Raw genomic sequence first — 23,853 nt, 5'->3', positions numbered from 1 at the left:
TCGATTGGAGAACCACCATGAACGCCATCACCTACACCGAAGCCCGCGCCGTCAATGCCGCCGCCGCTATCCCGCTGGAAGCCGCCGACCCGACCAAGAACTTGATTCTGGTTCCACTGTCGCGGCTGGTGCTGCGCCCCACGGGCCGCAACGTGCGCAAGACCCCGCGCATGTCCATCCCTGAACTGGCCGCGAGCATTCAGCGCGTGGGCCTGCTGCAAAACCTGATCGTGATTGCATCCGCCGATGGTGAGCACTACGAAGTCGTGGCCGGTGGCCGCAGGCTGGCCGCGTTGAAGCTGCTGGCGAAAAAGCACCGCATCGCCAAGGATTGGGAGGTGCCTTGCTTGCAGGTAGCCGATGGCACGGCCCGCACGGCCAGCCTCACCGAGAACGTGCAGCGCGAAGCCATGCACCCGGCAGACCAGTTTGAAGCCTTCGCCGCGCTGGTGGCCGAAGGCCGACCCATCGAGGACATTGCGGCGGATTTCAGCGTCACGCCGCTGGTGGTGCAGCGCCGCTTGAAGCTGGCGAATGTCTCGCCGCGCCTCATGGCCGACTACCGGGCCGATGCCGTCACGCTCGATCAGTTGATGGCGCTTTCCATCACCGATGACCACGCGGCGCAGGAAAGCGCCTTCTACGATGCGCCAACGTGGCAGCGCCAGCCGTCCGCGCTGCGCGACCGCCTCACCGAGCGCGAAATCGACGCCTACCGGCATCCGCTGGTGCGCTTCGTCGGGCTGGGCGCCTACGAAGCCGCAGGCGGTGGCGTGCGCCGTGACCTGTTCGCGGAAGGTGACGCGGGCGTGTATCTGACCGATGCCGCATTGCTGGACAGGCTGGCGCAAGACCGGCTGACAGGCATCGCCGCCGAGGTGAAGGCCGAAGGCTGGGCATGGGTGGATGCCACGCCGGGCGTGACCCATGCCGATCTGCACGCCTTCCAGCGTGCGCCGAGGGAGCGGCGCGAACCGACCAAGCGCGAAGCGCAGCGCATCGAAAAGCTGCAAGCCAAGGTGCAAGCCATTGGCGAAACCCTCGATGATGCGCTGGAAGCCGAGGACGAGGACAAGGCCGACGCGCTGCAAGAGGAAGGCGAAGCCGTGGGCGAGCAGTTGCAGGCGTTGGAAGATGGTTTGCAGGACTACAGCCCGACCGTGAAGGCCGCAGCCGGTGCCATCGTCACCATCGATGGCAACGGGCGGGCCGTGATTCATCGCGGGCTGATGCGCGAAGCCGAAGCGAAGGCGCTGCGCACGCTGGAACGCTTGCGCCAGGGTTTCAGCGGCGAGGATGCTGGGAACGACGACGAAGGCGAGGACGACGAGCAGCCCAAGACCGCCGCCATGTCCGACAAGCTGGCGCAGCGGTTGAGCGCTCACCGCACCGCCGCGCTGCAAATCGAAGTGGCACGGCATCCGCAAGTGGCGCTGGCCGCGCTGGTGCATGGCATGGTGCAGACCGTTTTGCGCGGCAGGCACTACGGCCCCCGTCATGATGCGTTGCCGCTGGGCGTGAGCCTGAAAGTGCAAGACCGGCTGGAAGGCATGGCCTCGGACTGGTCGGAATCGTCTGCTGCCGTGGCGCTGCGCGAACTGCAACAGGTGGCAGGCGAAGCCTTGCCGCAGGACAGCACCGAACTGTTCGCCGCGCTGCTTGCGAAGTCGCAAGACGAACTCGTCAAGCTACTGGCCGTGTGCGTAGCCTCCACGGTGGACGTGGTGATGCCTCGCGCCACGCCGCACCAACCCGGCGCGGAACTGGCGCAGGCCGTGGGCCTCGACATGGCGGCATGGTGGACGCCGAGCGCGGAGGGTTATTTCAAGCACGTTCCGAAGGCGGCGATCCTGCAAGCCGTAGGCGAGTACGCGCCCGATCACGTCAACCGGCTGGCGAAATTGAAGAAGGCCGACATTGCCAGCGAAGCGGAACAGCTGGCGAACGGTACGGGTTGGATGCCTGCCATCTTCAAGGCCGAAACGCCGGAAGCCATGCAGGAGCAGGACGACGCGCCGAAGGATGCCGAAGCAATGGCGGATGAACCCGCGCAGGCGCTGGCCGCTTGACCCGCGCCGACAGCACGCGCCCCGGCCTCGACCGGGGCACTTCGCTGGAAGGAGAACACCCCATGACCCGCATCACCACCAGCCGCCCACGCATGGCGGCGACCTATGCCCCGGGTACGGTGCGCGCCCGCCGCTGGCACGGCGAAGGCGACGTGCGCGGCTACCGCCCGTCCTCGGGCTGGTCAGCCCGCGCCGACCTGACCGACATTCACCCCATCACGGGCCGCGCCTGCCGCGTGCCGTGTGGTGGCTCATCGAGACGAAGGAATAACCGCGATCAGCACCGCGTCCAAGCCGTTCCGTCCTGGGCGCGGTGAAAAGCAAATCCGAGTGCGGAAGTGGATGTGCTCTCGCCGCAGCTTGAGACGCTGGATCGGAAGATTGTGGAACACCTGGCTCAACACCAGTTCAATCTGGCCACCTTGCCCAAGAGCGTCAAGGGCGTCGGCCCAGCGACGGCTGCGACGCTGATTTCCGAGCTGCCGGAGCTTGGCCAGCTCAAGGCCAAGCAGATCTGCGCACTGGTGGGTGTCGCACCGATGAATCTGGACTCAGGTCAGGCTCGCGGCAAACGCATTATTTGCGGTAGGCGGGCCACGATCAGGAGTGCGTTGCACATGACTGCCATCGTCGCCATGCGCTACAACGCTGTGATACGGCATTGCTATGAGCATCTGCTCGAGGCTGGCAAGCCGAAAAAGGTTGCCATCGTGGCTTGCATGAGCAAGTTGCTGGTCATCACGAATGCCATGGTCAAAACCGGGCAGCCACAGAATGAGCCGCTTGCGCCGACATGACTTTCTAGATGGTAGGTGGCGTCACTATGTCCTGGCTCGGGCCCGGCCGATGGGCTTCAGAAACCCATCGCCATGATCCAGCCCAACAGGCCGGCCAGCAGCACCACCAGCGCTGGTGGCACGCGCCCCACCGTCAGCAATCCGAACGAGAGCAACGCCAGCCCAAAATCCCCCTTGCCGAGGATAGCACCCGTCCACACCGGGTCATACAGCGCGGACACCAGGATGCCGACCACGCCTGCATTGATGCCCGCCATGGCCGTCTGGATGCCCGCGCGGTGGCGCAGCCCCTCCCAGAACGGCAGCGCGCCTACCAGCATGAAGAAGGCCGGGAGGAATATGGTGCCCAGCAGCGCCAGACCGCCTGTCCAGCCGTGCAGCGGCCCCTGGGCGATGGCGCCGAGATAGGCCGAGAATGTGAATAGCGGTCCTGGCACGGCCTGCGCCGCACCGTAGCCGGCCAGGAAGTCTGCATTGCTCACGATGCCGCTGGGCACCACGGTGGCTTGCAGTAGCGGCAGCACGACGTGCCCGCCACCAAAGACCAGTGCGCCGGAGCGGTACACCCCCTCCAGCAGTGCGATCGTGGACGAGCCCGTGGCTGCGGCCCAAAGGGGGAGCCCGACGAGCGGCGTGGCGAACAGCAGCAGCGTCACGGTGCCCAGCTTGCGCGAGACTGGGTAGCTATGGGCCAGACCGCCGCTGGGCTGTGCAATCTCCAACCTCCACCAGCCCAGCACTCCAGCTACCGCGATGGCGACGACCTGTCCCGCAGACGAGGGCAGGACCATAGTCAGCAGCGCCGCCAGAATGGCCAGGGCGGCACGCGGTCGATCCGGGCACAGCGACTTGGCCATGCCCCATACGGCTTGCGCCACAATGGCCACGGCCACGACCTTCAGCCCATGCACCCAACCGGACTGGGCCAGCCCCTGGTACTGGGCGATTCCGAGAGCGAATAGGATCAGCGCAATCGCCGATGGCAAGGTGAATCCGGCCCATGCGGCCAGCAGCCCCGGCCAGCCCGCGCGGCCCAGCCCCAGTGTCATGCCGACCTGGCTGCTGGCCGGCCCCGGCAGGAACTGGCACAGGGCGACCAGATCGGAGTAGCTGCGGTCATCCAGCCAGCGGCGGCGTTCGACGAACTCCGTGCGGAAATAGCCCAGATGCGCGATCGGCCCGCCAAAGGAGGTCAGCCCCAGCTTGAGGAAGGCGCCAAAGACTTCGGCGGGAGAACCGTGTGCTGCAGCGGCTTCGCCTGGCGGGTTGTTGGTGGAATCGGTCATTTGTGCATCGCCTCCCCGGTGAACTCCCGGATGCGCTCCTTGGCCAGTGCCAAGCCTTCCTTGCCCTTGGTCGTGATCGAGTAGAGCTTGCGCACGGTGCGCCCTTCACGCTCCTGGCGCGAGATGAGGTAGCCGTCTCGCTCCATCTTGTGCAGCATCGGGTACAGCGTTCCTGGGGACAGGCGATAGCCGTGATGAGCCAATTCGTCGATCATCCATTGCCCGTAGATCTCCTGCTCGGCCGCGTGGTGCAGCACATGCAGGCGGATCAGCCCCGACAGCAGGTCGTGGTGCTCCAGGGCGCGGGGTGTTGGCTTTTCTTTCATATCGAATAACGATAACGAAATTCGATGATATCAGCATCACATCGCCTGGCCGTGCGCGCAATAAGTATTCAGACGCGGCGCCCCTGCGCATCCACCACGGCTTCGCCATCTTCCTTGTTGAACGCGCCGCGCTGCGGCTGCGGCAGGATGTCCAGCACCGCTTCCGATGGCCTGCACAGGCGCGTGCCCAGCGGCGTGACCACGATGGGCCGGTTCATGAGAACGGGGTGCTGCTCGATGAAATCGAGCAACTGGTCATCCGTCCATTTCGGATCGCCCAGGCCAAGTTCGGCATAGGGTGTGCCTTTTTCGCGCAGCACATCGCGCACGCTCAGGCCTGCATCGGCCAGCAGCTTGACCAGCGTGGCGCGATCGGGGGGTGACTTCAGGTATTCGATAACCGTGGGCTCTTCGCCGCTGTTGCGGATCAGGCCCAGGGTGTTGCGCGACGTGCCGCAGGCGGGGTTGTGATAGATCGTGATAGTGCTCATGGGCATGTCGTGGTTATCGGGTTGATGGGTTCGGGCCGGCCTCGTACCAGCCGCGCGAGCGGTTGACCACGCGCACGACCAGCAGCATGACGGGCACCTCGATCAGCACGCCGACCACGGTGGCCAGCGCCGCGCCGGACTGGAAGCCGAACAGGCTGATGGCGGCGGCCACGGCCAGCTCGAAGAAGTTGCTCGCGCCGATCAGCGCCGAAGGACAGGCGATGTTGTGCTTCTCGCCCACCTTGCGGTTGAGCCAGTACGCCAGCCCGGAGTTGAAGAACACCTGGATGAGGATCGGCACCGCCAGCATGGCGATGACCAGGGGCTGCTGCAGGATGGCCTGGCCCTGGAAGGCGAACAGCAGCACCAGCGTGAGCAGCAGCGCCGCGATGGACAGCGGGCCGATGCGCTCCAGGGTGCGGTCAAACACGGCCTGGCCTCGCCGCAGCAAGGCGCGACGCCAGACCTGCGCGAGGATGACGGGGATGACGATGTAAAGGGCCACCGACACCAGCAGCGTATCCCATGGCACGGTGATGGCCGACAGGCCCAGCAGCAGGCCGACGATGGGTGCAAAGGCAAACACCATGATGGTGTCGTTCAGCGCCACTTGCGACAGCGTAAACACGGGGTCGCCGCCCGTGAGCCGGCTCCAGACAAACACCATCGCCGTGCAGGGTGCGGCGGCCAGCAGGATCAGGCCGGCGACATAGCTGTCGAGCTGGTCGGCGGGCAGCGCGTCGGCGAAGGCGTGGCGGATGAATATCCACGCCAGCAGCGCCATCGAGAAGGGCTTGACGGCCCAGTTGATGAACAGCGTGACGCCGATGCCGCGCCAGTGCTGCCTGACCTGGCCCAGTGCGCCGAAGTCCACCTTGAGCAGCATGGGAATGATCATGACCCAAATCAGCAGGCCCACCGGCAAGTTGACCTGGGCTACTTCCATGTGGCCGATGGCCTGAAACACGCCGGGCGCGAACTGGCCCAGCGCGATGCCGACAACGATGCACAGGAAAACCCACACCGTCAGGTAGCGCTCGAACACGCTCATGGTCGGGGAGGCCGGCATGGAGCGGGCCGATTCAGTCGCTGCGGTCATGGGTACCTCACTGTTTGCCGATGTCACGCAGTTCGCGCTGCAAGGACATGGCGTCCAGCCGCGCCAGCGGCAGCGACAGGAACAGCTCGATGCGGCGGCGCAAGGTCAGCGCGGCATCTTTGAAAGCCTTATTTCGTTGCTCTTTGGAGCCTTCGACCGCTGCGGGATCGGGCACGCCCCAATGTGCGGACACCGGCTTGCCGGGCCAGAGCGGGCAGGCTTCGCCGGCGGCGTTGTCGCATACGGTGAAGATGAAGTCGAACACCGGGGCGTCCGATGTCGTGAACTCGTCCCAGCTCTTGCTGCGGTAGCCGGTGGTCGGCATGTGCAGCCGCTCCAGCGTGGCGAGTGCTAGTGGATGCACTTCGCCTTTGGGGTGGCTGCCCGCCGAGTAGGCGCGAAAGCGGCCTTGACCCAGATCGTTGAGGATGCCTTCGGCGAGGATGGAACGGGCCGAATTGCCCGTGCAGATGAACAGTGCGTTGTAGACGGTGTTGGTGGTCATGGGCGGCTTTCGTCAGCAGTTAGCAGCAGGAAGAGCGGGAGGAGACAGGGCAGCAAGCTGGAGCAGACGCCGACTTACTGGGCGGGGCGGCTTCATGGAAGACCGGGATGTTGCCCAGCGTGTGGAAATGCTCCCAGGCCAGGCCCTGCGGGTCGGTGATCCAGTGCTTCTCGCTGCGCGCGTAGCAGCAGGTCGTAGTGCCTTCATCGAGCAGCGCCATGTCGGCCGCTTCGGCGCGGGCCTTCAGGGTCTCCAGTTCTTCGGCGTCGTCGGTCTGGATGCCCAGGTGGTCGATGCCCGGCTTGCTGCCGCGCGTGGAGATGGCGAAGTTCACCGGCGGGTCTTCGAGCATCCATTTGGCATAGTCACTCTCGATGCGCGCCGGCTGCGCGGCGAACAATTTCGAATAGAAGCCGATGCTCTGGTTCAGGTCATCGACGTGCAGGTGGACGTGGAAGCGTTTCATGGAGGAATCCTTTCAGCAGGAGGTGCAGGCGCGGGAAGAGTCGGGGGATTCGAGGACTTCGCAGGTGCTGCCCTGGCAGCAGTGCTCGGTCAGATAGCCGAGCAGCCCGTTCATTTGCGAGAAGTCAGCGCGGTAGATTAGGTTGCGGCCCTGCTGCTCAACTGTGACGAGGCCGGCATGGGCCAGCTCCTTCAGGTGGAAGGACAGCGCGTTGCGCGCTACGTCGAGTTGCTCGGCCATGACACTGGGGGTGAGGCCCTCGGTGCCGGCGACGACCAGGGCTCGGAACACACGCAGACGCTGGGCATGGGCCAGTGCGCTTAGGGCAGAGACAGCTTGGGCTTCATTCATTATTCAAGGATACAACAATCATTGAATAAATGGAAAAATCCCTTAGGCTGGATCAAGCCTGCAAGCTCGCGAGGCTTGACTTCCAAGACAGTTGCTCACGCCTTCGCGCCTGCGGCGCTGCGCGCTTCGCTTGCCTCCGGGGGAAAGCCCTGCGGGCTATCCCCGCCGCGCGATGCTTGGCACCCCTCGATACCACCGAACCGGCTGTGCCGGATCGGCCGGGCCAGCGCCTACGGCTGGGCCGCCGCCGCGAGCTGGCTTTCAGCCTCGCTCATCAGCACGGCCGTGCTGCATTCGAGCGCGCCGGCGATCTTGAAGATGATCGCCAGCGTGGGCATGTGCTCGCCACGCTCGACCTTGCCCATGTGCGAGCGTTCGATGCCAGCCAGGTGCGCCAGCGATTCCTGCGCTATGCCGCGTTCCGTCCGCAACGCGCGCACCGCCGCGCCGAAGGCTTGCGCCAACTCGGCATCGTAGGTGGTGGCGCCGGCCGGTCGGCCGCGCTGAATGGATCGCTTCTGCATAGACAGAAGCGTCAAGTCGCGGCACAATTAAAACCACGTTATCTTTAACTCTTTCATCGGCGCCTCACTGTTTTGTGTTTTTACGGAAATCCGCATCCGTGCCTCCGCGGATTTGCACAAAGGCGCAAAGCCACGGAATCACAATCGTGCTTTTTCCCAAATCTGCCGATGCGGCTTTGCGTTTTCAGGCTTGGGCAGATTTGTGACTTGGGAATAGACCGCCATGAAGCCACTCATCACTGAGGACGAGCGCCAGCGCCTGCTGGCCCACGGCCAGGCCCGTGCTGACGGTCAGGCCATCGACCCGCTGCCCGTGGTGCGCCTGTTCACACCGGACGCACATCTCACCTGGCTGCTCGCTTCGCTCGACTCGGCCGACGGCGATACGGCCTACGGCCTGATCGACCTGGGGCTGGGGATGCCCGAGCTGGGCACCGTGAAACTGTCTGACCTGGCCTCCATCGTCGGGCCGCGCAAGCTGCCGGTGATGCGGGATCGGTATTTCCAGGCGGCGCGTCCCTTGTCGGAATATGCCCGGCTGGCCCAGGAGAACGGCGGCATTGTCGATTAAGCCAATCGCGCGACGGCGCAGCCGGACGTATTGAGGCTATTTCCGTCGGAATTCGGATTTGCCCGGTCTCAATTCGTACTCTTGCACCGAACAGGGCATTTGAGACGGAAACGGCCACGATCTTTGGCGCGGGTTACGGCACCTTGATTCGTGCCGCGTGACGTTTTTGGACTGCGCGGCCGTCGTATTCGGACGCATCGCGCAAAACCCGGAGCCAATCGGTCTTGACACTTGATGTTACAGCTCAAACAGGTTCGGATGATGTGTTGATGTGGACGCGGTAGCTCCGTTCGAACGCCCGTGACGACGTTCCTGCTGTTCGACGGGAGCTTGCGTCATGGTCAATCCTCACCATATCGCGCACTGGTATCCGACCGCCGCGTACCTCTACATCTTGTGCCTGGACACGCTCGCACTGGCCTGGGAGTACCTGCGCCGTCATCCCGACTACCGGCTCGACTGGCTGCGCCACCAGCGCCGGCCGCAAGCGGCGCAACAGGCGGCGCTTCGCTGGGGCTTGCGTCTGCTGGAAGACCCGGCCCTGGATGCGCGCGATGCGCATCCGGCCTGGCTTCCCGGCCACGATGCCGTGGTGCAACTCCATCCCGATGCCGATCCGCCGCCCGATGCGGCGGTATTCGCGTTCTGGCACATCCCCGGTCACAAACAACTGCTGCACGACGGCAAAGGGCTGGCGCTGATCGCGCGCAGCCCCGGCCATTGCGCGCGCTTCGCGCTGGCGCCGGGCCTTGAAGACGGCATGGCGGTGGCCTATGCCAATCGCGGAAGTGGCGGCGGCGTTGCTGCGCCCGCGCCTGCGCGCAGCGCGACGCAGGCCATCGCCAGGCCCCGGCCCACACCGGCCGCGATGCTGGAGCTGCACACCCTGCAAGCGCTCGACGCGACCCTGGCGGGCGCGTCCTTGCGCGACGTGGCCGAAGGACTATTCGGCGCTGACGCCGTGGCGGCCGACTGGCACGCCGACGGCGACTTGCGTGCCCGCGTGCGTCGCCTGGTGCGCCGGGGCAATGCGTTGATGCGCGGCGGCTATCGCCGCTTAGCACAACTGCCGCCGCTTGAGAAGGGACGTTTTGATGGGGATGCAAAACGTCCCTGAGCAGCGGAGCTTCGTTTTCTGAGACTGCCTCCATCCGGTTGCGCTGTGTGGCCGGAGCTTTGAAAGCTATGGAGGTTCACACCATGCGTCCCGCTCCCTTGCGGCCTGCCGCCACTGTCTCGACCGCTGCCGCACAACCGCAGCGCTACCTCACCAACGACGAAGCCGCCGAGTACCTGCGCCTGTCGCCGCGCACGCTGGAAAAGCAGCGCGTGATCGGCGGCGGCCCGCGCTTTCGCAAGTTCGGCCGGCGCGTCATGTACGCCGTGGCCGACCTCGATGCTTGGGCTGCGGATCGCAGCTTCGAGACGACTTCCGATCCCGAATACGCCGAGCACCATGCGGCGGACAGCCGTGCGCGCTGATCGCTGGCACGCGCCAGGCCATCGCCATGTCCAGTCCCGCGCTGCCGTCCCGGCAGCGGCCTTCGCAAGAACGCGAACAGCTCGACCTGTTCCGTGCCTTGCCGGGCGACATGGCGCCGCGCGACAGCCAGGACTTGATGGCCTTTCCGTTCTTCTCGCTGGCGAAGTCGCGGCGCACGGCGCCGATCGACTTTCGCGCGGGCAATGTGACGATCCGCGTGGAAGGTACGCAGGAGCATGGCATCGCCACGATCTGGGATGCCGACATCCTGATCTGGGCGGCCTCGCAGATCGTGGAAGCCCGCGACGCGGGCCTGCGCCCGTCGCGGCTGATGCAGGCCACGCCCTACGAGATCCTGCGCTTCATCGGGCGCGGTACGTCGCTGCGCGACTACCAGCGCCTCAAAGCGGCCCTGGATCGCCTGCAATCGACCACGGTGGCCACGTCCATCCGCGAGACGACCGGGCGGCGCCTGCATCGGTTTTCGTGGATCAACGAATGGAAGGAACTGGCCGATGCCAAGGGCACACCCTTGGGGCTGGAGCTGATCTTGCCGGACTGGTTCTTTGGAGGGGTGATGGATGCCGCCCTGGTGCTAACCATCGACCCAGCATATTTCCGGCTGACCGGTGGCATCGAGCGGTGGCTGTACCGGCTGGTGCGCAAGCACGGCGGGCGGCAGCAACACGGCTGGCAGTTCGATTTCCGACACCTGTATCGGAAATCGGGCAGCGCCACGCGCTTCTCGGACTTTGCCTACGACCTGCGCGCGCTCGTCGCGCGGCAGTCGCTGCCCGGCTACGTCCTGGGCATCGAGCGGATGCCGGGCGATGGGGTCGAGCTGCTGACCTTCCGGCCCGTGCCGTTCACGGCACGGGGATAACTGCGGGAAAAGCGGTGGACGGGATCGTGCTATCAGGAGTACGGGGTATCGTGCTATCGGGAGTACGACTATCGTGCTATCAGGAGTACGGATCGCCCGCAAACCCAATAACGGCGCGGGTTTCGGCCTCTCTTAACTTCCCTAACTTAAAACCTCTAACTGGTAGTAGAAGCGCCGCGCCACGGTGGACAACCGCCACGCGGCACGAAACGCAGCAGCAACAGCCGGGCTTTCCAGCAGGGAGGGCTAGGCCATGATCGTCGCGCTGCTCAACCAGAAAGGCGGCGTGGGCAAGACCACGCTCGCCACGCACATCGCCGGCGAGCTGGCGATGCGCGGCCAGCACGTCATGCTGCTGGACGCCGATCCGCAGGGCTCATCGCTGGACTGGACACAGCGACGCAGCCAGCAGGGCTTGCCACGGCTTTTCAGCGCCGTGGGCCTCGCACGCGAAACGCTGCATCAGGAAGCCCCGGAGCTGGCACGCCGCGCCGATCACGTCGTCATCGACGGGCCGCCGCGCATCGCCGCCTTGGCGCGCTCCGCGCTGCTGGCGGCCGAGCGCGTGCTGATCCCGGTGCAGCCCAGCCCGTATGACCTGTGGGCCAGCGCCGAGATGGTCGCACTGATCCGCGAGGCGCAAGTCTTTCGGCCTGCGCTGCGCGCGGCCTTCGTCATCAATCGGCGCGTCAGTACCACCGTGATCGGGCGCGAAGCGCGCCAGGCGCTCGCTGACCAGCCACTTCCTGCGCTGTGCGCGGAAGTGCATCAGCGCATCGTGTTCGCCGACAGCGTGGCCGCTGGCCGGCTTGCACGCGAGACGGCACCAGACAGCGCCGCCGCGCGGGAAATCACTGCCCTGGTGGACGAACTGCTGCGGTGGACGCCATGACCACGAAGCCACTACCTCGCGCAAGGCGCGTCGGCATCGGCGCGCGCCCGCCTGCGAATCCACACGCCGAGGCGTGGATTCGGCAAGGCGATGCCGATGCGCTGGGCAGGGGCGACCTCTACACGGCTCGCCTCACGCTCGACATCACGCCCGCCATGCGGGCGCGCATCAAGGTGTCGGCCTTCACGCAAGGCGTGACCGTGGCCGACCTGCTGCGCGGCCTGCTGGAGCGGGAGTTTCCAGAACACCGCAGGGAGAACACACCATGACCGCATCTGCTTCGCCTGTCTCCGCGCCTGCCGTCTTCGCGGCCACGGCTGCGCCCGTAGCGCCTTCCGGCCAGCCCGCCAACGCGCCGCTGACGCGCGTGGCGCTGGCCTACATCGAGGCCCGTTTCAAGCTCTACCTGCGTTTCGGCGAACCCGCGCGCACGCACCAGCTCGACCGCTGGCGGCGCAGCGCGGTGTTCCTGCCAGGCGCGGTGTTCTGCCGCATCCGCTGGCAGTCCAACGACTACGGCACGATCCGCTGGCAGCTCATGGTGATGCAGGCTTGCACGCCGCTGGACGGCGCGCAGCGCATCCCCGGCGTGCAGCCGGGCGCACGCCTGCTGCTGCACGCTGAAGGCGACGGACAAGTGCGCGCCGTGCTGGAACGCATCGACGCCATCGAGGCGCTGGGCATCGCGCCCGCCGACGCTTCGCCCGCGTACTGGCGCACGCTCGGCAATCGGCTCGCTGCGCGCTTGCCGTTGCCCGACTACAGCGCCGAGCGGCACGCCGCTTGGCTGGCCGGGAGCGCGTTGCCATGACCGCCGCGCTTACCACCGACACCGTGCTGCGTTCTCGCTCACACCTGCGCGCTCGCATCGTGCTCGCGGGCCTGTCCGCCTGCGGCCTCGCTGCGCTGGCCTGGGCGTCCTTCGTGCATCCGCTGCCGCGTCTGATCTACAACCCGTCCGACAGCGTGGCGGTCGGCTGGTATCGCGTCGATCTGCTCGACCATCGTGCCGACTCGCTGCCTCCGGCCTTGCCGGTAGGCAGCATCGTCCTGGCCTCGCTGCCGCCAGATGCCGCCGCGCTGGCCGCGCGACGCGGCTACCTGCCGGCCGGCGTGCCGCTGCTCAAGCGCGTGGGGGCCGTCGCGCCGCAGGAGGTGTGCATCGCTGGCGGCATCGTCCGCATCGACGGCGTGCCTTCGGCCGCCGTGCTACGCGCCGACCGCTGGGGCCGACCGCTGCCGTCCTGGCAGCAATGCCGCCGCCTCGAACCGGGCGAGCTGTTCCTGTTGAGCGTGACCAACCCGGCATCGTTCGATGGCCGGTACTTCGGGCCGGTGCGCGCGTCCGCCGTGATCGGCGTCGCGCACCCGGTCTGGCTGGAGAAACGCCCATGATCGCCGCCGATTCGTTGCGCATCATCGTGCTATCAGGCATGTCGATCCGGTGGCGTTCCGCATGTCGTCGCGCGTGCAGTGCGATCGCCGATCCTTCATATCGGGCGCCGCACTTCGCGCTGCCTTCCCATGTGCAGGCGTCTTGCCTCGAACGCGCCCGGCCTATGGCCGTCGCCGCGTTCGCCGGCGCGCTGGCTGCTCGCGCAGCAGCGCCGCCGGGCCGCCGCTGCCCGGAGCGCCAGCGAGGGGCAAAGGCGGAAGGCAAGACAAAAGGACGCGGCACGGGGCCGCGTCGAAAGCCAGTCTGCACATGGGGTTGGCGCGGCACGGCGCGGCTTCGCCGCCGTGCCGCTTGTGGCGTGAAGCCCGCGCCAAGACAGGGCTGCCCGCGTGCTTCGCACGCCGGCGCACGCCCCAGCTTTCAGGGAGCGCAGCCATGACCGACCGCCGCGACGACGATTTCCGCGTGCGCCCCAGCCCCCCGAAGAACCGGGGCAAGGGTCAGGGGCAGAGCTTCGTTTCCAAGGTACTCAAGCAGGCGGGCAAGGCCAGCAGCGGCAAGTCGGCGGTGCGCCGTCCGGCATCGGCGCGAGGCACCGGCCAGCGGCCCGGCTTGCGCCTCGGGCGGGGCCACACCGCAGCGCGCTTCGCTGGGGCGAAGCTGACGCCCATGTCGCGGCGCGTGACCATCAAAACGCTGCTGGTCAACCAGCGCCAAGCCAGCCCGCAGTCGCTCGCCAAGCATCTGCGCTACATCGAGCGCGACGGCGTGGGCCGCGACGGCGAGCCGGGCCAAGCCTACGGGCCGCAGACCTACGCCGCCGACCTCGACGCCTTCAAGGAGCGCTGCGCCGACGACCGGCACCATTTCCGCTTCATCCTCTCGCCCGAGGATGGCGCGGAGCTGGAAGACCTGCGCACCTACACACGACACCTCATGGGCCGCATGGAGGCCGACCTGGGAACAGGCCTCGATTGGGTAGCCGTGAACCACTGGAACACCGACAACCCGCACACGCACATCGTCGTGCGCGGGCGCGACGACACCGGCAAAGACCTCATCATCGCGGGCGACTACATCGCCGATGGCTTCCGCCATCGTGCCGCCGAACTGGCGACCGAATGGCTGGGGCCACGCACCGAGCTGGAGATCCAGCAGACCTTGCAGCGCGAGGTGGAACAAGAGCGGTGGACGAGCCTGGATCGCACGCTCAAGCGCGAGCTGGGCGACGATGGTCTGGTGCATGTCGAACGGCTCAACGAGCCGCGGCTGCAACGCCAGCGTCTGCTGCTGATCGGCCGGCTGCAACGCTTGCAGCGCCTGGGCCTGACCGACGAAATGCAGCCGGGCACCTGGGCCGTTCATGCCGACGCGGAAAAGACCCTGCGCGCCCTGGGCGAGCGTGGCGACATCATCCGCACCATGCAGCGGGCCATGCGCGACGAGCCGCGCGAGCTGGCGGTGTTCGAGCCGGGCCAGAATGCCGATGGAAGTGGCCGAACCATCCTCGGCCGCGTGGCCGCGAAGGGGCTGGCCGACGAGCTGCACGACCGCGGCTATCTGGTCATCGACGGCGTGGACGGCAAGGCCCACTACGTGGCGCTGAACGCCCGCGACGAGCTGGCGAACTACCCGACCGGGGCCGTGGTGGAGGTGAAGGGATCGGCCGACGTGCGCGCGGCCGACAGGAACATAGCCGCGCTGGCGAGCGATGGGCTGTACCGCACCGACCATCACCTAGCTGTGGCGCAGGGCCAGGCCGTGCCGGGCCGCAAGCCGCAGGAGGTTGTCGCAGCCCACGTCCGCCGCCTGGAAGCCCTGCGCCGGGCCGGCATCGTGGAGCGCGTGGCCGACGGGCTATGGAAGGTGCCGGGCGACCTGCCCGAGCAGGGCCGCCGCTACGACGCGCGGCGCCTGGGCGGCGTGGCCGTTGAGCTGAAATCGCACCTGCCCATCGAGCGGCAGGCGCGCGTGATCGGAGCCACCTGGCTCGACCAGCAGTTGATCGGTGGCGGCTCGGGCCTGGGCGACCTGGGCTTTGGTGCGGAGGCCAAGCAGGCGGTGCAGCAGCGCGCCGACTTCCTGGCCGAACAGGGGCTGGCCGAGCGGCGCGGGCAGCGCGTGATCCTGGCGCGCAACCTGCTGGGCACGCTGCGCAACCGGGAGCTGACGCAGGCCGCCAAGGACATTGGCGCTGAAACGGGCCTGGAGTACCGGCCCGTGGCCGACGGGCAGCGTGTGGCCGGCATCTACCGGCGCAGCGTCATGCTCGCCAGTGGGCGCTACGCGATGCTCGATGACGGCATCGGTTTCAGCTTGGTGCCGTGGAGGCCGGTGATCGAGCAACGGCTGGGGCAGCAGCTTGCCGCGACGGTGCGCAATAGTGGGGTGTCTTGGGAGATTGGACGTCATCCAAAGCTGTCCTTAAGTTAGCGGCGCAATCGTCCGTAGTATGGTTCCGTGGCGAGGTTCAGAGGTGCGTTCTGGCGCGGTCGTTAGGTGGCTGGAACATCGCTCAATTCATCTGCGCCATCGAGCAAACCGCCGTGCAACTCATGGCCGCGTGTGGTAAGGAAAAAGGAACGCCATATGATCCGTCCATGAACATCAGTGCCTTGCACGCCCTGCTGGCGGCCGCCCTGTTTGGCGCCAGTACTCCGCTGGCCAAGCTGCTGGTGGGCCAGGTTTCGCCGGTGCTGCTGGGCGGGCTGCTGTATATGGGCAGCGGCATCGGCCTGGCGGCCATCCGGCTTGTGCGCGATCGGGGCTGGAGGAGTTCGGGCCTTGGGCGCGGCGAGTGGCCCTGGCTGCTGGGGGCGATCTTCTTCGGCGGCGTCCTGGGTCCGGTCGCACTGATGTTTGGGCTGGTGCACACCCGCGCGTCCGATGCGTCGCTGCTGCTCAACCTCGAATCCGTCCTCACGGCCGTACTGGCCTGGCTGGTGTTCAAGGAGAACGCGGGTCGCCGTATCGTCGCCGGCATGGTGGCCATCGTCGCCGGTGGAATGCTCCTGTCCTGGCCGGATCAACGTGCAGCCGCAGGCGGGAGCTGGCTTGGCCCCGGGGCCATTGCGCTGGCCTGCCTGTGCTGGGCCATCGACAACAACCTGACGCGCAAGGTCTCGGCCACGGACGCCCTGTTCGTCGCCGGAGCCAAGGGCCTGATGGCCGGGCTGGTGAACTGTGCGGTGGCGCTATCGGTGGGGGCAGCACTTCCGGCCTGGGGCACCGTCGCCGAGTCCATGGTCGTTGGCTGGCTCGGCTATGGCGTCAGCCTGGTGCTGTTCGTGCTGGCGCTGCGCGGTCTGGGGACGGCGCGCACGGGAGCCTATTTCTCCACCGCCCCGTTCGTCGGAGCCGCGGCCGCGCTGGTCTTTCTGGGTGAAACACCGTCACCATGGTTCTGGCCCGCGTGCGCACTGATGGCCGTGGGCGTCTGGCTGCATCTGACCGAGCGCCATGAGCACCTGCACACGCACGAGCCGCAGGAGCACAGCCATCGCCATGTGCATGACGAGCACCATCAGCATGACCATGACCCCGACTGGGACGGGCGCGAGCCACACGAGCACTGGCACCGTCATGAGCTGATTACCCATCGCCATCCCCATTACCCGGACATTCACCATCGGCATCCGCATGGATAACGGAGCTGACGCGCATGCGTGGCACGGCTGGCGCCCTACGGCATCAAAGCCCGTACTGCGGTTCGGAAAGCAAATCGCCGCGACTGTGCGCGGCGACGGGGTGTCATGGGAGACCGGAGATGCCCAACGATATTGTCGAGCAGACTTTTCGATTAACCGGCCGAATACAGCAGCCGCCGCGCCTCGCGTTGCGCGGCGGTCTCGTTGCGCATCTCGTCGATCACCTGCTGGCGCGTCTTGCTCGACGCTGCTGGTGCTGCTTCTGCACCGCGCGGGTAATTGCTTTCGCCATAAGACAAGCGGCCTTGACGCATCGCGGCTTCGGTTTCCGCCCTGACTTGCTCGCGGGTCTTTTCACTCTTGAAGTGTTCGGGGTGAACGACCACGCCAGCTTCGTTGTTGGCAGGGTGCCAGTATTCCGCCGATGCCATTCCCGGCAGACCGAGGGCCGCCACGGCGGCTACGCTTGCGATCACGGCGGAGAGGGAGAGGCGACGTTGAGTCATGATCAATATCCTTTCTAGGGTCTCTGAGGTGTGCATCTCCAGCGCTTTGATGCAGCGCTGAGGAGATGTGTTCATGGTAGAAACCCTTGCCCAACAAAAGCTAGACAGCCGGATGACATCTCTGACAGCTTTCGTCGCCGCCAGCGTCATGCCTGGGTCGCGCGGTGTGGAAACACCAGGGCAAAGCATGTATGCCCATGGGATGACGTCACAGTGACATGGCCGCCATGGGCTTGGACGATGGCACGGGTGATGGCCAGGCCCAGTCCGCTGCCTTCGGCATCGGGATGCGCCCTGGTGGGGTCGGCCCGGTAGAAGCGGTCGAACAGCCTAGGCAGCATCTTGGGATCAATGTCGGGGCCTGTGTTTTCCACAGACACCACCGTGGATTGCGCGGTGCCCGCTATGCAGACCGTGATGGTGCCGGCTTCGGGCGTGTGGCGCAGCGCGTTGGACAGCAGATTGCTGAGGGCGCGGCGAAACATTAGTCGATCGCCTTCTATGTCGCCGTCCCCTTCCAGCCGAAAGCGGATGCGCTTTTCCTCTGCGACGGCCTCATAGAACTCCAGCAAGGCCAGGGAATCTTGGCGGGCCGAAAATCGTTCCTTGTGCGGAAGGTCTACACCGCGCTCGGTTTTGGCCAGGAAGAGCATGTCGGCCACCATGCGCGCCAGCCGCTCGAACTCCTCGGCGTTGGACGCCAGGATGTCGCGGTAGGTGGCGGCATCGCGCTTGGTGGTCAGGGCCACCTGGGTTTGCGTTAGCAAGTTGCTGATGGGGGTGCGTAATTCATGCGCCAGATCCGATGAGAAATCGGTCAGGCGCTGAAAATCCTCTTGCAGCCGGTCCAGCATGCGGTTGAGTTCTTGTGCCAAATCGGCCATCTCCACTGGCACGACCTGCACGGGCATACGCTCAGTCAGTTTCTGGCTGGTGACCGCGGCTGCGCGGGATCGCATCTCGCGCAGCGGGGCCAGTCCCTGGCGCGCAGCGAGCCAGGACAAGAGGCCACACACCACGATGGCGGCGGCCACGTAAAGAGCCAGATCGCGGCGCAGGTCCCGCAGAAACTGTGCGTGGTGATCCGTATCGGTCGCAATCAGCACGCGCAATGCCGTCTGCGAATAGGCAGGTGCGGCCTCGAAACGCAAGGTGTGATAGATGCTGCCGCCGTGCTCCCAGGTACCGAACAGCTCCGTTCCCATCGCAGGCCCTGCCGGCGCGCTTTGAGTATCCGGGGCGAAGCCTTGTGATTGGAAGACAAGCTCTCCCTGTGCATCCGTGACCCGGGCATAGAGGCCGTGGTGATAACTCAAGGCCTCGCCCAGGCGCCAGCCTGCGTTCTCCGCCGAATGGGCGTTGCGCAGGATTTCTTCGATCAGGTGCTGCTTGTCCTGCAGCGCGATGCGATCGAGTGCCACGAAATGCTGCCCGGTTGCGATCAGGAACATGACGCCCAGGCCGAGCACAACCGCTGCGGCCACCACGGTGAAGAAAAGGGTCAGGCGCTGTGTCAGCGGGAGCCTGCCCCAGCGGGCGCGCGCCGGCACTCAGGCCTCCTCCGGCACGTCCAGCACATAGCCCATACCGCGCACGGTCTGGATGAGCTTGACCGGATGGCCTTCATCGATTTTCACGCGCAGGCGGCGCATGGCGACCTCGATGACGTTGGTGTCGCTATCGAAGTTCATGTCCCACACCTGGGATGCGATGAGCGAGCGCGGCAGTACTTCGCCATGGCGGCGCATCAGCAGCTCCAGCAGTCCGAACTCCTTGGCCGTCAGATCCACGCGCCTGCCATTGCGGGACACCCTGCGGCGCAGCAAATCGAGTTCCAGATCGGCCACGCGCAGTGTGCTGCCTTCGCTGCCGACATGGCCACGCCGCAGGATGATCCGCACCCTGGCTAGCAGCTCGGCAAACGAGAACGGCTTGACGAGATAGTCGTCGGCCCCCAGCTCCAGGCCCTTGACCCGATCCTCCACCTGATCGCGGGCAGTCAGGAACAGTACGGGCATTTCTAGGCCCCGATCGCGCAGGGACTGCAGCACCTGCCAGCCGTTCAGGCCCGGCAGCATGACGTCCAGGATCACCAGGTCGTACTGGCCGTGGATGGCCATGTGCAGACCATCCGCGCCATTGGGCACCAGGTCGCAGCTGTAGCCCGCCTCGCTCAATCCCTGGCGCAGGTAGGCCCCGGTCTTGGGTTCGTCCTCAACGATCAATATCTTCACGTGCGCGCTCCTTCGGTGTGCTGTTACGAGAGTGTGCCGACTTGGAGGCCGCCTGGCATGGAGATAACAAAAAAGTAATCTTCAGAACACCTGGATGAAAGCATGGGCCTTCCAGAATCTCCCCATCGTGAAACTTGAGACTCATCAAGAGGAGACCATGGCCATTTCCTACCCACTGCCATCGCCCAGGGCGTTCATGCCGTGGACATTGGCGTTGCTTGCCACAGCCGCCTTTGCGCAAACCCCGGCGGATGCCGAGGCCTCCAAGGCGGCACTGCCGACGCAGTTGCGGTATTCGTCCGCCATCGGCGGCTACCAGGTCTACACGGATCAGCCGGTTCAGTCCTGGCAACAAGCCAATGACCGCGTGGGCCAGATTGGCGGTTGGCGCGCCTATGCCAAGGAGATCAAAACGGGCGTGCCTGCGTCCGCCCGGGAGGCTGCTCCTGCGAACGAACCGCACACCGGGCATCACAGCGGAGGCAAACCATGATGCGCTGGCGTGCCACACATGCCAAGCTGGCGTTGTCCGCCATCGGCCTCGCAGTGCTGACGGGCTGCGCCAGCGTCAGCCTTGACCAGAACATCACTCGTGTGAACGACGAAGCGGGCAGTTTCACTGGGGGCAAGCTCACCTTGGCTCGGACCCAGGATGAGCGCAACCAGCGTGCACAGGCGGCCCACGCCCTGCTTGCTCAGCCTCTGGGACAAACGCAGGCCGTCCAGTTGGCGCTGGTGAACAGCCCGTCCTTGCAGGTGTTGTTGGCGCAAGGCTGGGCGGAGTCCGCCGACGCCGCACAGGTGGGTCGGATTGCCAACCCCATTTTCAGCTTTGAGCGCATGACGTCAGGCCCGGAGCTGGCCTTGGCGCGTGCGCTTTCCTTTGGTTTGTTGGATCTGCTGACGCTGCCGTCGCGGATCGGTATTGCCAACCAGTTCATTGAGCAGTCCCAACTGCGTTTGAGCAGCGAAGTCGTGGATCAGGTCACCCTGGTGCGCCAGGCGTGGGTCCGTGCCGTCGCCGCACAACAGTCGCTCAAGTATGCCAGGCAGGTCTATGCCAGCGCGGAGGCGGGCGCGGAGCTGGCCAAGCGCATGCAAGCGGTCGGGAACTTCAACCGCATCACCCGAGCACGCGAGCAGGCCTTCTATGCCGACGCCGCCACCCGGTTGAGCGCGGCCCAGCACCAGGTCACTGCCAGCCGGGAGGAACTGGTTCGTTTGCTGGGACTGGATGAAGAGCAGGCGCAGGCGCTCAAGCTACCCGAGCGCTTGCCTGATCTGCCCAAGCGGCCACTGGATCCACAGGAGATCGGATCGCAGGCCACCAGGGCGCGCCTGGACATACGCCTGGCACAGGCTACTCTGGACGTAGCAGCCAAGGCTCAGGGCTTGAACATGGTGACCAGCTTCACCGATATCGAGCTCACCGGGCGGCGCAATACGACTTTTGGCAATGCCGGTGGAACCCGCTCTACCGCGCGCGGCTGGGAAATCGCGGTACGCCTGCCCATCTTTGATTGGGGCGGGATGCAACGCGCGTCCATGAACGCGCGCACCCTGGCGGCGGCCAACCATCTCGAAGCCACGGTGCGCTCCGCAGGTTCCAACCTGCGAGAGAGCTATTCCGCCTACCGCACCGCCTACGACGTGGCGCGCCACTACCGCGATGAAGTCGTGCCGCTGCGCAAGGTGATCTCGGAGGAGAACCAGCTCCTCTACAACGGCATGCTGATCAGCACCTTCGAGTTGTTGGCCGATGCGCGCGATCAGGTCAGCGCCGTTGTCGCTGCCATGGATGCGCAGCAGCAGTTCTGGCTGGCCGATGCGGCCTTGCAGGCTTCGCTGATCGGGCGCCCAACCGGCACCCGTCTTTCCGCCGCAGCCGGCGGCGATGCCGGCCAGTGATACGGAGAAGATTGCAATGACATCTAGAAGAGATTTTTTCAAGTTCGCCGGCATCGCCGGTGGCGCGGTGGCTGCCAGCTCGGTCAGCCGCGTGGCGATGGCGGCCCTGCCCGAACCGGTGATTCAGTCCAGCCCGGACACCATGGCGCCGCTCGTGCCCAATTCCGGTCGGCCGTACAACCCCGTGGTGACGCTCAACGGCTGGACCCTGCCGTGGCGCATGAACCAGGGTGTCAAGGAGTTCCACTTGGTGGCCGAGCCCGTGGTACGTGAGATGGCGCCGGGCATGAAGGCCCACCTGTGGGGTTACAACGGCCAGAGCCCTGGCCCCACGATCGAGGTGGTGGAAGGCGATCGTGTGCGCATCTTCGTCACCAACAAACTGCCTGAACACACCAGCATCCACTGGCATGGGCAGCGCCTGCCCAATGGCATGGATGGTGTTGCCGGCTTGACTCAGCCGACCATCCAGTCAGGTGAAACCTTTGTCTATGAGTTCGTGGCGCGCCGGCCCGGCACCTTCATGTACCACCCTCATGCGGACGAGATGGTGCAGATGGCCATGGGCATGATGGGTTTCTGGGTTACGCACCCCAAGGCCAGGCATCCGTTGATCGACGAGGTGCAGCGGGACTTCTGCTTCCTGCTCAGCGCCTATGACATTGAGCCCGGAGCCGCGACGCCCAAGGTCGCGGAAATGACGGAATTCAATATGTGGACGTGGAACAGCCGCATCTTTCCGGGCATCGATTCCTTGAATGTCCGTCTCAATGACAAGGTCCGCATCCGCATCGGCAATCTCTCCATGACCAATCATCCGATGCATGTGCATGGTCACGAGTTCGTTGTCACGGGTACCGATGGCGGCCCCACGCCCAAGAGCGCACGCTGGCCCGAGGTGACCACCGATGTGGCGGTGGGCCAGATGCGCCAGATCGAGTTCGTGGCCGACGAGGAGGGCGATTGGGCCTTCCACTGCCACAAGAGTCACCACACCATGAACGCCATGGGCCATAACGTGCCCACGCTCATCGGCGTGGACCACAGCGGCCTGGCCAAGAAGATCAACAACCTCATCCCCGACTACATGGCCATGGGCGAGCGTGGCATGGCGGACATGGCCGAGATGGAAATGCCCATCCCGGACAACACCATCCCCATGATGACTGGCCAGGGGCCATTTGGCTCGGTGGAAATGGGCGGCATGTTCAGCGTGCTCAAGGTGCGCCGCGATCAAAAGCCCGGGGACTACAAAGACCCAGGATGGTTCAAACACCCCGAAGGAACGGTGGCGCGCAAGTTCACCGGAAATCTGGCCGAGCCCGCGCGCTTCAGCGCCGAGGGCGGGCAGTCCATGCCGCGCGCGCGCAAGTCGGCAACACCGACCGAAGTCAACGTGCGCAAGCCGGCATCGCACGGCGAGCATTGAGCTCTCTCATCAATTTTCAACTGGAGATCGTCCATGAAGTTCACCCGGTTCACTGTTTCTCAACTCTTGGCCATGACTGCGCTTGCCGCATCAGGGGCCGCGTTTGCCAGCGGAAACCACGCAGGTGGCCACGGTCATGACGATGGTGGTGAGACCGCCATAGGCAAACCCGGCGTGGCTGCCAAGGCAAGCCGCACGATCACTATCGAGATGGGCGACAACATGCGCTACACGCCGTCGAACATCCAGGTTCGACGCGGCGAGACCGTGCGCCTGCTCGTCAAGAACGCCGGGCAGGTCAAGCACGAGCTCAGCCTGGGCACCGAGAAGGAACTGCTGGAGCACCTGGAGCAGATGAAGAGGTTTCCTGACATGGAGCACGACGAACCCGGAAAGTTGACCCTGGCACCCGGCACGCAGGGTGAGATCGTCTGGCAGTTCACCAAGGCGGGCACCGTGAACTTCGCCTGCCTGATACCGGGCCACTACGAAGCGGGCATGAAGGGCGCCATCCAGGTGGGCCGCAAGTGATGGCCTGAGTGCAGCGCGCCAGCCCATAGATCCATCCATTCACACAGAGGCCACCATGAACACCATCAAAAACATTCTTGCCATCTCCGCTCTTGCCATGGGCATAGCCATGCCGGTCAGCAGTTTTGCTCAAGCAACGATGGATCGCGGAAAGATGGATATGTCCCAACCATCGGACGCCATGACCGACGGCGAGGTCAAGAAGATCGACGCGGACAACGGCAAGGTCACCCTCAAGCATGGGGACATCAAGAACCTGGACATGCCCGGCATGACCATGGTCTTCACCGTCCGCGACAAGAGCCAGCTTGCCAAGCTCAAGCCCGGCGACAAGGTGCAGTTCGTGGTCGTCCAGGAAGGCGGGAAGATGGTCGTCACCGACATCCAGCCCGTGCGCTGAGCAAGGCGCAACCGCACCGTGCCGCCGGCTGCGGCAACCTGAGTCCACTGCTCACAGCA

At 65.5% G+C, this 23,853-nt stretch carries 28 protein-coding genes and 1 pseudogene; 18 read left to right on the top strand and 11 right to left on the bottom strand.

Annotated features, from left to right (window positions below):
- The first annotated feature begins 17 nt into the window (after positions 1–17).
- From KUD94_RS03985 to KUD94_RS03975, 3 genes and pseudogenes are all read left to right on the top strand, one after another.
- Positions 18–2,069 (top strand): ParB/RepB/Spo0J family partition protein, encoded by a 2,052-nt coding sequence (locus KUD94_RS03985; protein WP_094437550.1) that lies wholly within the window; start codon positions 18–20, stop codon positions 2,067–2,069.
- A 62-nt stretch (positions 2,070–2,131) separates the two neighbouring features.
- Positions 2,132–2,340: pseudogene (locus KUD94_RS03980) on the top strand (hypothetical protein).
- 67 nt (positions 2,341–2,407) lie between these two features.
- A complete protein-coding gene (locus tag KUD94_RS03975) occupies positions 2,408–2,866 on the top strand; it encodes a transposase (protein WP_255569035.1) in 459 nt (152 codons plus the stop codon).
- Between the two features lie 56 nt (positions 2,867–2,922).
- Here the strand turns inward: KUD94_RS03975 and chrA are convergent, their stop codons facing one another.
- The 8 genes from chrA to KUD94_RS03935 form a co-directional block, all read right to left on the bottom strand.
- Positions 2,923–4,152, bottom strand: coding sequence for a chromate efflux transporter (gene chrA / locus KUD94_RS03970; protein WP_094437549.1), 1,230 nt, complete (start codon positions 4,150–4,152; stop codon positions 2,923–2,925).
- Positions 4,149–4,451 (bottom strand): PadR family transcriptional regulator, encoded by a 303-nt coding sequence (locus KUD94_RS03965; RefSeq protein ID WP_218239176.1) that lies wholly within the window; start codon positions 4,449–4,451, stop codon positions 4,149–4,151. The genes chrA and KUD94_RS03965 overlap by 4 nt, the downstream gene beginning before the upstream one ends.
- Before the next feature lie 95 nt (positions 4,452–4,546).
- Positions 4,547–4,969 (bottom strand): arsenate reductase (glutaredoxin), encoded by a 423-nt coding sequence (gene arsC, locus KUD94_RS03960; protein WP_094437734.1) that lies wholly within the window; start codon positions 4,967–4,969, stop codon positions 4,547–4,549.
- Positions 4,970–4,982: 13 nt separating this feature from the next.
- Entirely contained in the window at positions 4,983–6,068 is a 1,086-nt protein-coding gene (gene arsB / locus KUD94_RS03955) for an ACR3 family arsenite efflux transporter (RefSeq protein WP_094437544.1), read from the bottom strand.
- A 7-nt stretch (positions 6,069–6,075) separates the two neighbouring features.
- Positions 6,076–6,573 carry an arsenate reductase ArsC gene (locus KUD94_RS03950; RefSeq protein WP_094437543.1) on the bottom strand — a complete coding sequence of 166 codons (498 nt, stop codon included), beginning with the start codon at positions 6,571–6,573 and terminating at the stop codon, positions 6,076–6,078.
- Between the two features lie 19 nt (positions 6,574–6,592).
- Positions 6,593–7,039: an ArsI/CadI family heavy metal resistance metalloenzyme gene (locus tag KUD94_RS03945; protein ID WP_094437542.1), complete on the bottom strand. Its 447-nt coding sequence runs from the start codon at positions 7,037–7,039 to the stop codon at positions 6,593–6,595.
- A 12-nt stretch (positions 7,040–7,051) separates the two neighbouring features.
- On the bottom strand, positions 7,052–7,390 hold the full coding sequence (locus KUD94_RS03940; RefSeq protein ID WP_094437541.1) for a helix-turn-helix transcriptional regulator: 339 nt from the start codon (positions 7,388–7,390) through the stop codon (positions 7,052–7,054).
- 230 nt (positions 7,391–7,620) lie between these two features.
- A complete protein-coding gene (locus tag KUD94_RS03935) occupies positions 7,621–7,914 on the bottom strand; it encodes a helix-turn-helix domain-containing protein (RefSeq protein ID WP_046196319.1) in 294 nt (97 codons plus the stop codon).
- Positions 7,915–8,137: 223 nt separating this feature from the next.
- Here KUD94_RS03935 and KUD94_RS03930 point away from each other — a divergent pair, with 223 nt between their 5' ends.
- The 10 genes from KUD94_RS03930 to KUD94_RS03885 all read left to right on the top strand — a co-directional run bounded on the left by KUD94_RS03930 (position 8,138) and on the right by KUD94_RS03885 (position 16,786).
- Positions 8,138–8,485: a DUF2958 domain-containing protein gene (locus KUD94_RS03930; protein WP_094437539.1), complete on the top strand. Its 348-nt coding sequence runs from the start codon at positions 8,138–8,140 to the stop codon at positions 8,483–8,485.
- Between the two features lie 337 nt (positions 8,486–8,822).
- Positions 8,823–9,602, top strand: a complete 780-nt coding sequence (locus tag KUD94_RS03925) for a DUF2285 domain-containing protein (RefSeq protein ID WP_094437538.1) — start codon at positions 8,823–8,825, stop codon at positions 9,600–9,602.
- An 83-nt stretch (positions 9,603–9,685) separates the two neighbouring features.
- Entirely contained in the window at positions 9,686–9,967 is a 282-nt protein-coding gene (locus tag KUD94_RS03920) for an AlpA family transcriptional regulator (RefSeq protein ID WP_043376313.1), read from the top strand.
- 26 nt (positions 9,968–9,993) lie between these two features.
- Positions 9,994–10,851, top strand: a complete 858-nt coding sequence (locus KUD94_RS03915) for a replication initiator protein A (RefSeq protein ID WP_094437537.1) — start codon at positions 9,994–9,996, stop codon at positions 10,849–10,851.
- 253 nt (positions 10,852–11,104) lie between these two features.
- Positions 11,105–11,743 (top strand): ParA family partition ATPase, encoded by a 639-nt coding sequence (parA, locus tag KUD94_RS03910; protein WP_094437535.1) that lies wholly within the window; start codon positions 11,105–11,107, stop codon positions 11,741–11,743.
- Positions 11,740–12,012: a chromosome partitioning protein ParB gene (locus KUD94_RS03905; protein ID WP_094437733.1), complete on the top strand. Its 273-nt coding sequence runs from the start codon at positions 11,740–11,742 to the stop codon at positions 12,010–12,012. The genes parA and KUD94_RS03905 overlap by 4 nt, the downstream gene beginning before the upstream one ends.
- A complete protein-coding gene (locus KUD94_RS03900) occupies positions 12,009–12,554 on the top strand; it encodes a DUF2840 domain-containing protein (protein ID WP_094437534.1) in 546 nt (181 codons plus the stop codon). The genes KUD94_RS03905 and KUD94_RS03900 overlap by 4 nt, the downstream gene beginning before the upstream one ends.
- The gene (locus tag KUD94_RS03895) at positions 12,551–13,138 is read left to right on the top strand and encodes a S26 family signal peptidase (RefSeq protein WP_094437533.1); all 588 of its coding nucleotides are present in this window, start codon (positions 12,551–12,553) and stop codon (positions 13,136–13,138) included. The genes KUD94_RS03900 and KUD94_RS03895 overlap by 4 nt, the downstream gene beginning before the upstream one ends.
- A gap of 436 nt (positions 13,139–13,574) precedes the next feature.
- Positions 13,575–15,572 carry a relaxase/mobilization nuclease and DUF3363 domain-containing protein gene (locus tag KUD94_RS03890; RefSeq protein ID WP_094437531.1) on the top strand — a complete coding sequence of 666 codons (1,998 nt, stop codon included), beginning with the start codon at positions 13,575–13,577 and terminating at the stop codon, positions 15,570–15,572.
- A 167-nt stretch (positions 15,573–15,739) separates the two neighbouring features.
- Positions 15,740–16,786 carry a DMT family transporter gene (locus KUD94_RS03885; protein WP_094437530.1) on the top strand — a complete coding sequence of 349 codons (1,047 nt, stop codon included), beginning with the start codon at positions 15,740–15,742 and terminating at the stop codon, positions 16,784–16,786.
- A 152-nt stretch (positions 16,787–16,938) separates the two neighbouring features.
- Here KUD94_RS03885 and KUD94_RS03880 read toward each other — a convergent pair whose 3' ends face one another.
- The 3 genes from KUD94_RS03880 to KUD94_RS03870 all read right to left on the bottom strand — a co-directional run bounded on the left by KUD94_RS03880 (position 16,939) and on the right by KUD94_RS03870 (position 19,526).
- Positions 16,939–17,292, bottom strand: a complete 354-nt coding sequence (locus KUD94_RS03880; RefSeq protein WP_094437732.1) for a DUF4148 domain-containing protein — start codon at positions 17,290–17,292, stop codon at positions 16,939–16,941.
- Between the two features lie 146 nt (positions 17,293–17,438).
- Positions 17,439–18,842, bottom strand: a complete 1,404-nt coding sequence (locus KUD94_RS03875; RefSeq protein ID WP_218238538.1) for a heavy metal sensor histidine kinase — start codon at positions 18,840–18,842, stop codon at positions 17,439–17,441.
- Positions 18,843–19,526, bottom strand: a complete 684-nt coding sequence (locus KUD94_RS03870; protein ID WP_094437528.1) for a heavy metal response regulator transcription factor — start codon at positions 19,524–19,526, stop codon at positions 18,843–18,845.
- Between the two features lie 157 nt (positions 19,527–19,683).
- On the opposite strand from KUD94_RS03870, the gene KUD94_RS03865 reads away from it, so the two are divergent.
- Genes KUD94_RS03865 through KUD94_RS03845 form a run of 5 tightly spaced genes read left to right on the top strand, consistent with a single transcriptional unit; the run spans position 19,684 to position 23,794 of the window.
- Positions 19,684–20,019, top strand: a complete 336-nt coding sequence (locus KUD94_RS03865; protein ID WP_255569032.1) for a hypothetical protein — start codon at positions 19,684–19,686, stop codon at positions 20,017–20,019.
- Positions 20,016–21,434: a TolC family protein gene (locus tag KUD94_RS03860; RefSeq protein ID WP_218238537.1), complete on the top strand. Its 1,419-nt coding sequence runs from the start codon at positions 20,016–20,018 to the stop codon at positions 21,432–21,434. The genes KUD94_RS03865 and KUD94_RS03860 overlap by 4 nt, the downstream gene beginning before the upstream one ends.
- Positions 21,435–21,450: 16 nt before the next feature.
- Complete coding sequence (locus KUD94_RS03855; RefSeq protein ID WP_094437526.1) at positions 21,451–22,863, top strand: multicopper oxidase family protein; 1,413 nt, start codon at positions 21,451–21,453, stop codon at positions 22,861–22,863.
- Between the two features lie 33 nt (positions 22,864–22,896).
- Positions 22,897–23,394 carry a plastocyanin/azurin family copper-binding protein gene (locus tag KUD94_RS03850; RefSeq protein WP_094437525.1) on the top strand — a complete coding sequence of 166 codons (498 nt, stop codon included), beginning with the start codon at positions 22,897–22,899 and terminating at the stop codon, positions 23,392–23,394.
- A 55-nt stretch (positions 23,395–23,449) separates the two neighbouring features.
- Positions 23,450–23,794 carry a copper-binding protein gene (locus KUD94_RS03845; RefSeq protein ID WP_094437524.1) on the top strand — a complete coding sequence of 115 codons (345 nt, stop codon included), beginning with the start codon at positions 23,450–23,452 and terminating at the stop codon, positions 23,792–23,794.
- The last annotated feature ends 59 nt before the right edge of the window (positions 23,795–23,853 follow it).

Source organism: Comamonas sp. NLF-1-9, from assembly GCF_019195435.1.
GTDB lineage: Bacteria > Pseudomonadota > Gammaproteobacteria > Burkholderiales > Burkholderiaceae_C > Comamonas_C.
Note: the sequence above shows the minus strand (reverse complement) of the source record. Positions and strands in the feature narration are given on the sequence as shown.

Bases quoted from the DNA above. Each gene is read 5' to 3' on its own strand.
- KUD94_RS03950 (WP_094437543.1), bottom strand. From the start codon at position 6,573: ATGACCACCAACACCGTCTACAACGCACTGTTCATCTGCACGGGCAAT.
- parA (WP_094437535.1), top strand. From the start codon at position 11,105: ATGATCGTCGCGCTGCTCAACCAGAAAGGCGGCGTGGGCAAGACCACG.
- KUD94_RS03865 (WP_255569032.1), top strand. From the start codon at position 19,684: ATGGCCATTTCCTACCCACTGCCATCGCCCAGGGCGTTCATGCCGTGG.
- arsB (WP_094437544.1), bottom strand. From the start codon at position 6,068: ATGACCGCAGCGACTGAATCGGCCCGCTCCATGCCGGCCTCCCCGACC.
- KUD94_RS03920 (WP_043376313.1), top strand. From the start codon at position 9,686: ATGCGTCCCGCTCCCTTGCGGCCTGCCGCCACTGTCTCGACCGCTGCC.
- KUD94_RS03925 (WP_094437538.1), top strand. From the start codon at position 8,823: ATGGTCAATCCTCACCATATCGCGCACTGGTATCCGACCGCCGCGTAC.
- KUD94_RS03880 (WP_094437732.1), bottom strand. From the start codon at position 17,292: ATGACTCAACGTCGCCTCTCCCTCTCCGCCGTGATCGCAAGCGTAGCC.
- KUD94_RS03930 (WP_094437539.1), top strand. From the start codon at position 8,138: ATGAAGCCACTCATCACTGAGGACGAGCGCCAGCGCCTGCTGGCCCAC.
- KUD94_RS03850 (WP_094437525.1), top strand. From the start codon at position 22,897: ATGAAGTTCACCCGGTTCACTGTTTCTCAACTCTTGGCCATGACTGCG.
- KUD94_RS03885 (WP_094437530.1), top strand. From the start codon at position 15,740: ATGAACATCAGTGCCTTGCACGCCCTGCTGGCGGCCGCCCTGTTTGGC.
- KUD94_RS03845 (WP_094437524.1), top strand. From the start codon at position 23,450: ATGAACACCATCAAAAACATTCTTGCCATCTCCGCTCTTGCCATGGGC.
- KUD94_RS03905 (WP_094437733.1), top strand. From the start codon at position 11,740: ATGACCACGAAGCCACTACCTCGCGCAAGGCGCGTCGGCATCGGCGCG.
- KUD94_RS03935 (WP_046196319.1), bottom strand. From the start codon at position 7,914: ATGCAGAAGCGATCCATTCAGCGCGGCCGACCGGCCGGCGCCACCACC.
- KUD94_RS03900 (WP_094437534.1), top strand. From the start codon at position 12,009: ATGACCGCATCTGCTTCGCCTGTCTCCGCGCCTGCCGTCTTCGCGGCC.
- arsC (WP_094437734.1), bottom strand. From the start codon at position 4,969: ATGAGCACTATCACGATCTATCACAACCCCGCCTGCGGCACGTCGCGC.
- KUD94_RS03855 (WP_094437526.1), top strand. From the start codon at position 21,451: ATGACATCTAGAAGAGATTTTTTCAAGTTCGCCGGCATCGCCGGTGGC.
- chrA (WP_094437549.1), bottom strand. From the start codon at position 4,152: ATGACCGATTCCACCAACAACCCGCCAGGCGAAGCCGCTGCAGCACAC.
- KUD94_RS03940 (WP_094437541.1), bottom strand. From the start codon at position 7,390: ATGAATGAAGCCCAAGCTGTCTCTGCCCTAAGCGCACTGGCCCATGCC.
- KUD94_RS03915 (WP_094437537.1), top strand. From the start codon at position 9,994: ATGTCCAGTCCCGCGCTGCCGTCCCGGCAGCGGCCTTCGCAAGAACGC.
- KUD94_RS03890 (WP_094437531.1), top strand. From the start codon at position 13,575: ATGACCGACCGCCGCGACGACGATTTCCGCGTGCGCCCCAGCCCCCCG.
- KUD94_RS03860 (WP_218238537.1), top strand. From the start codon at position 20,016: ATGATGCGCTGGCGTGCCACACATGCCAAGCTGGCGTTGTCCGCCATC.
- KUD94_RS03985 (WP_094437550.1), top strand. From the start codon at position 18: ATGAACGCCATCACCTACACCGAAGCCCGCGCCGTCAATGCCGCCGCC.
- KUD94_RS03895 (WP_094437533.1), top strand. From the start codon at position 12,551: ATGACCGCCGCGCTTACCACCGACACCGTGCTGCGTTCTCGCTCACAC.
- KUD94_RS03945 (WP_094437542.1), bottom strand. From the start codon at position 7,039: ATGAAACGCTTCCACGTCCACCTGCACGTCGATGACCTGAACCAGAGC.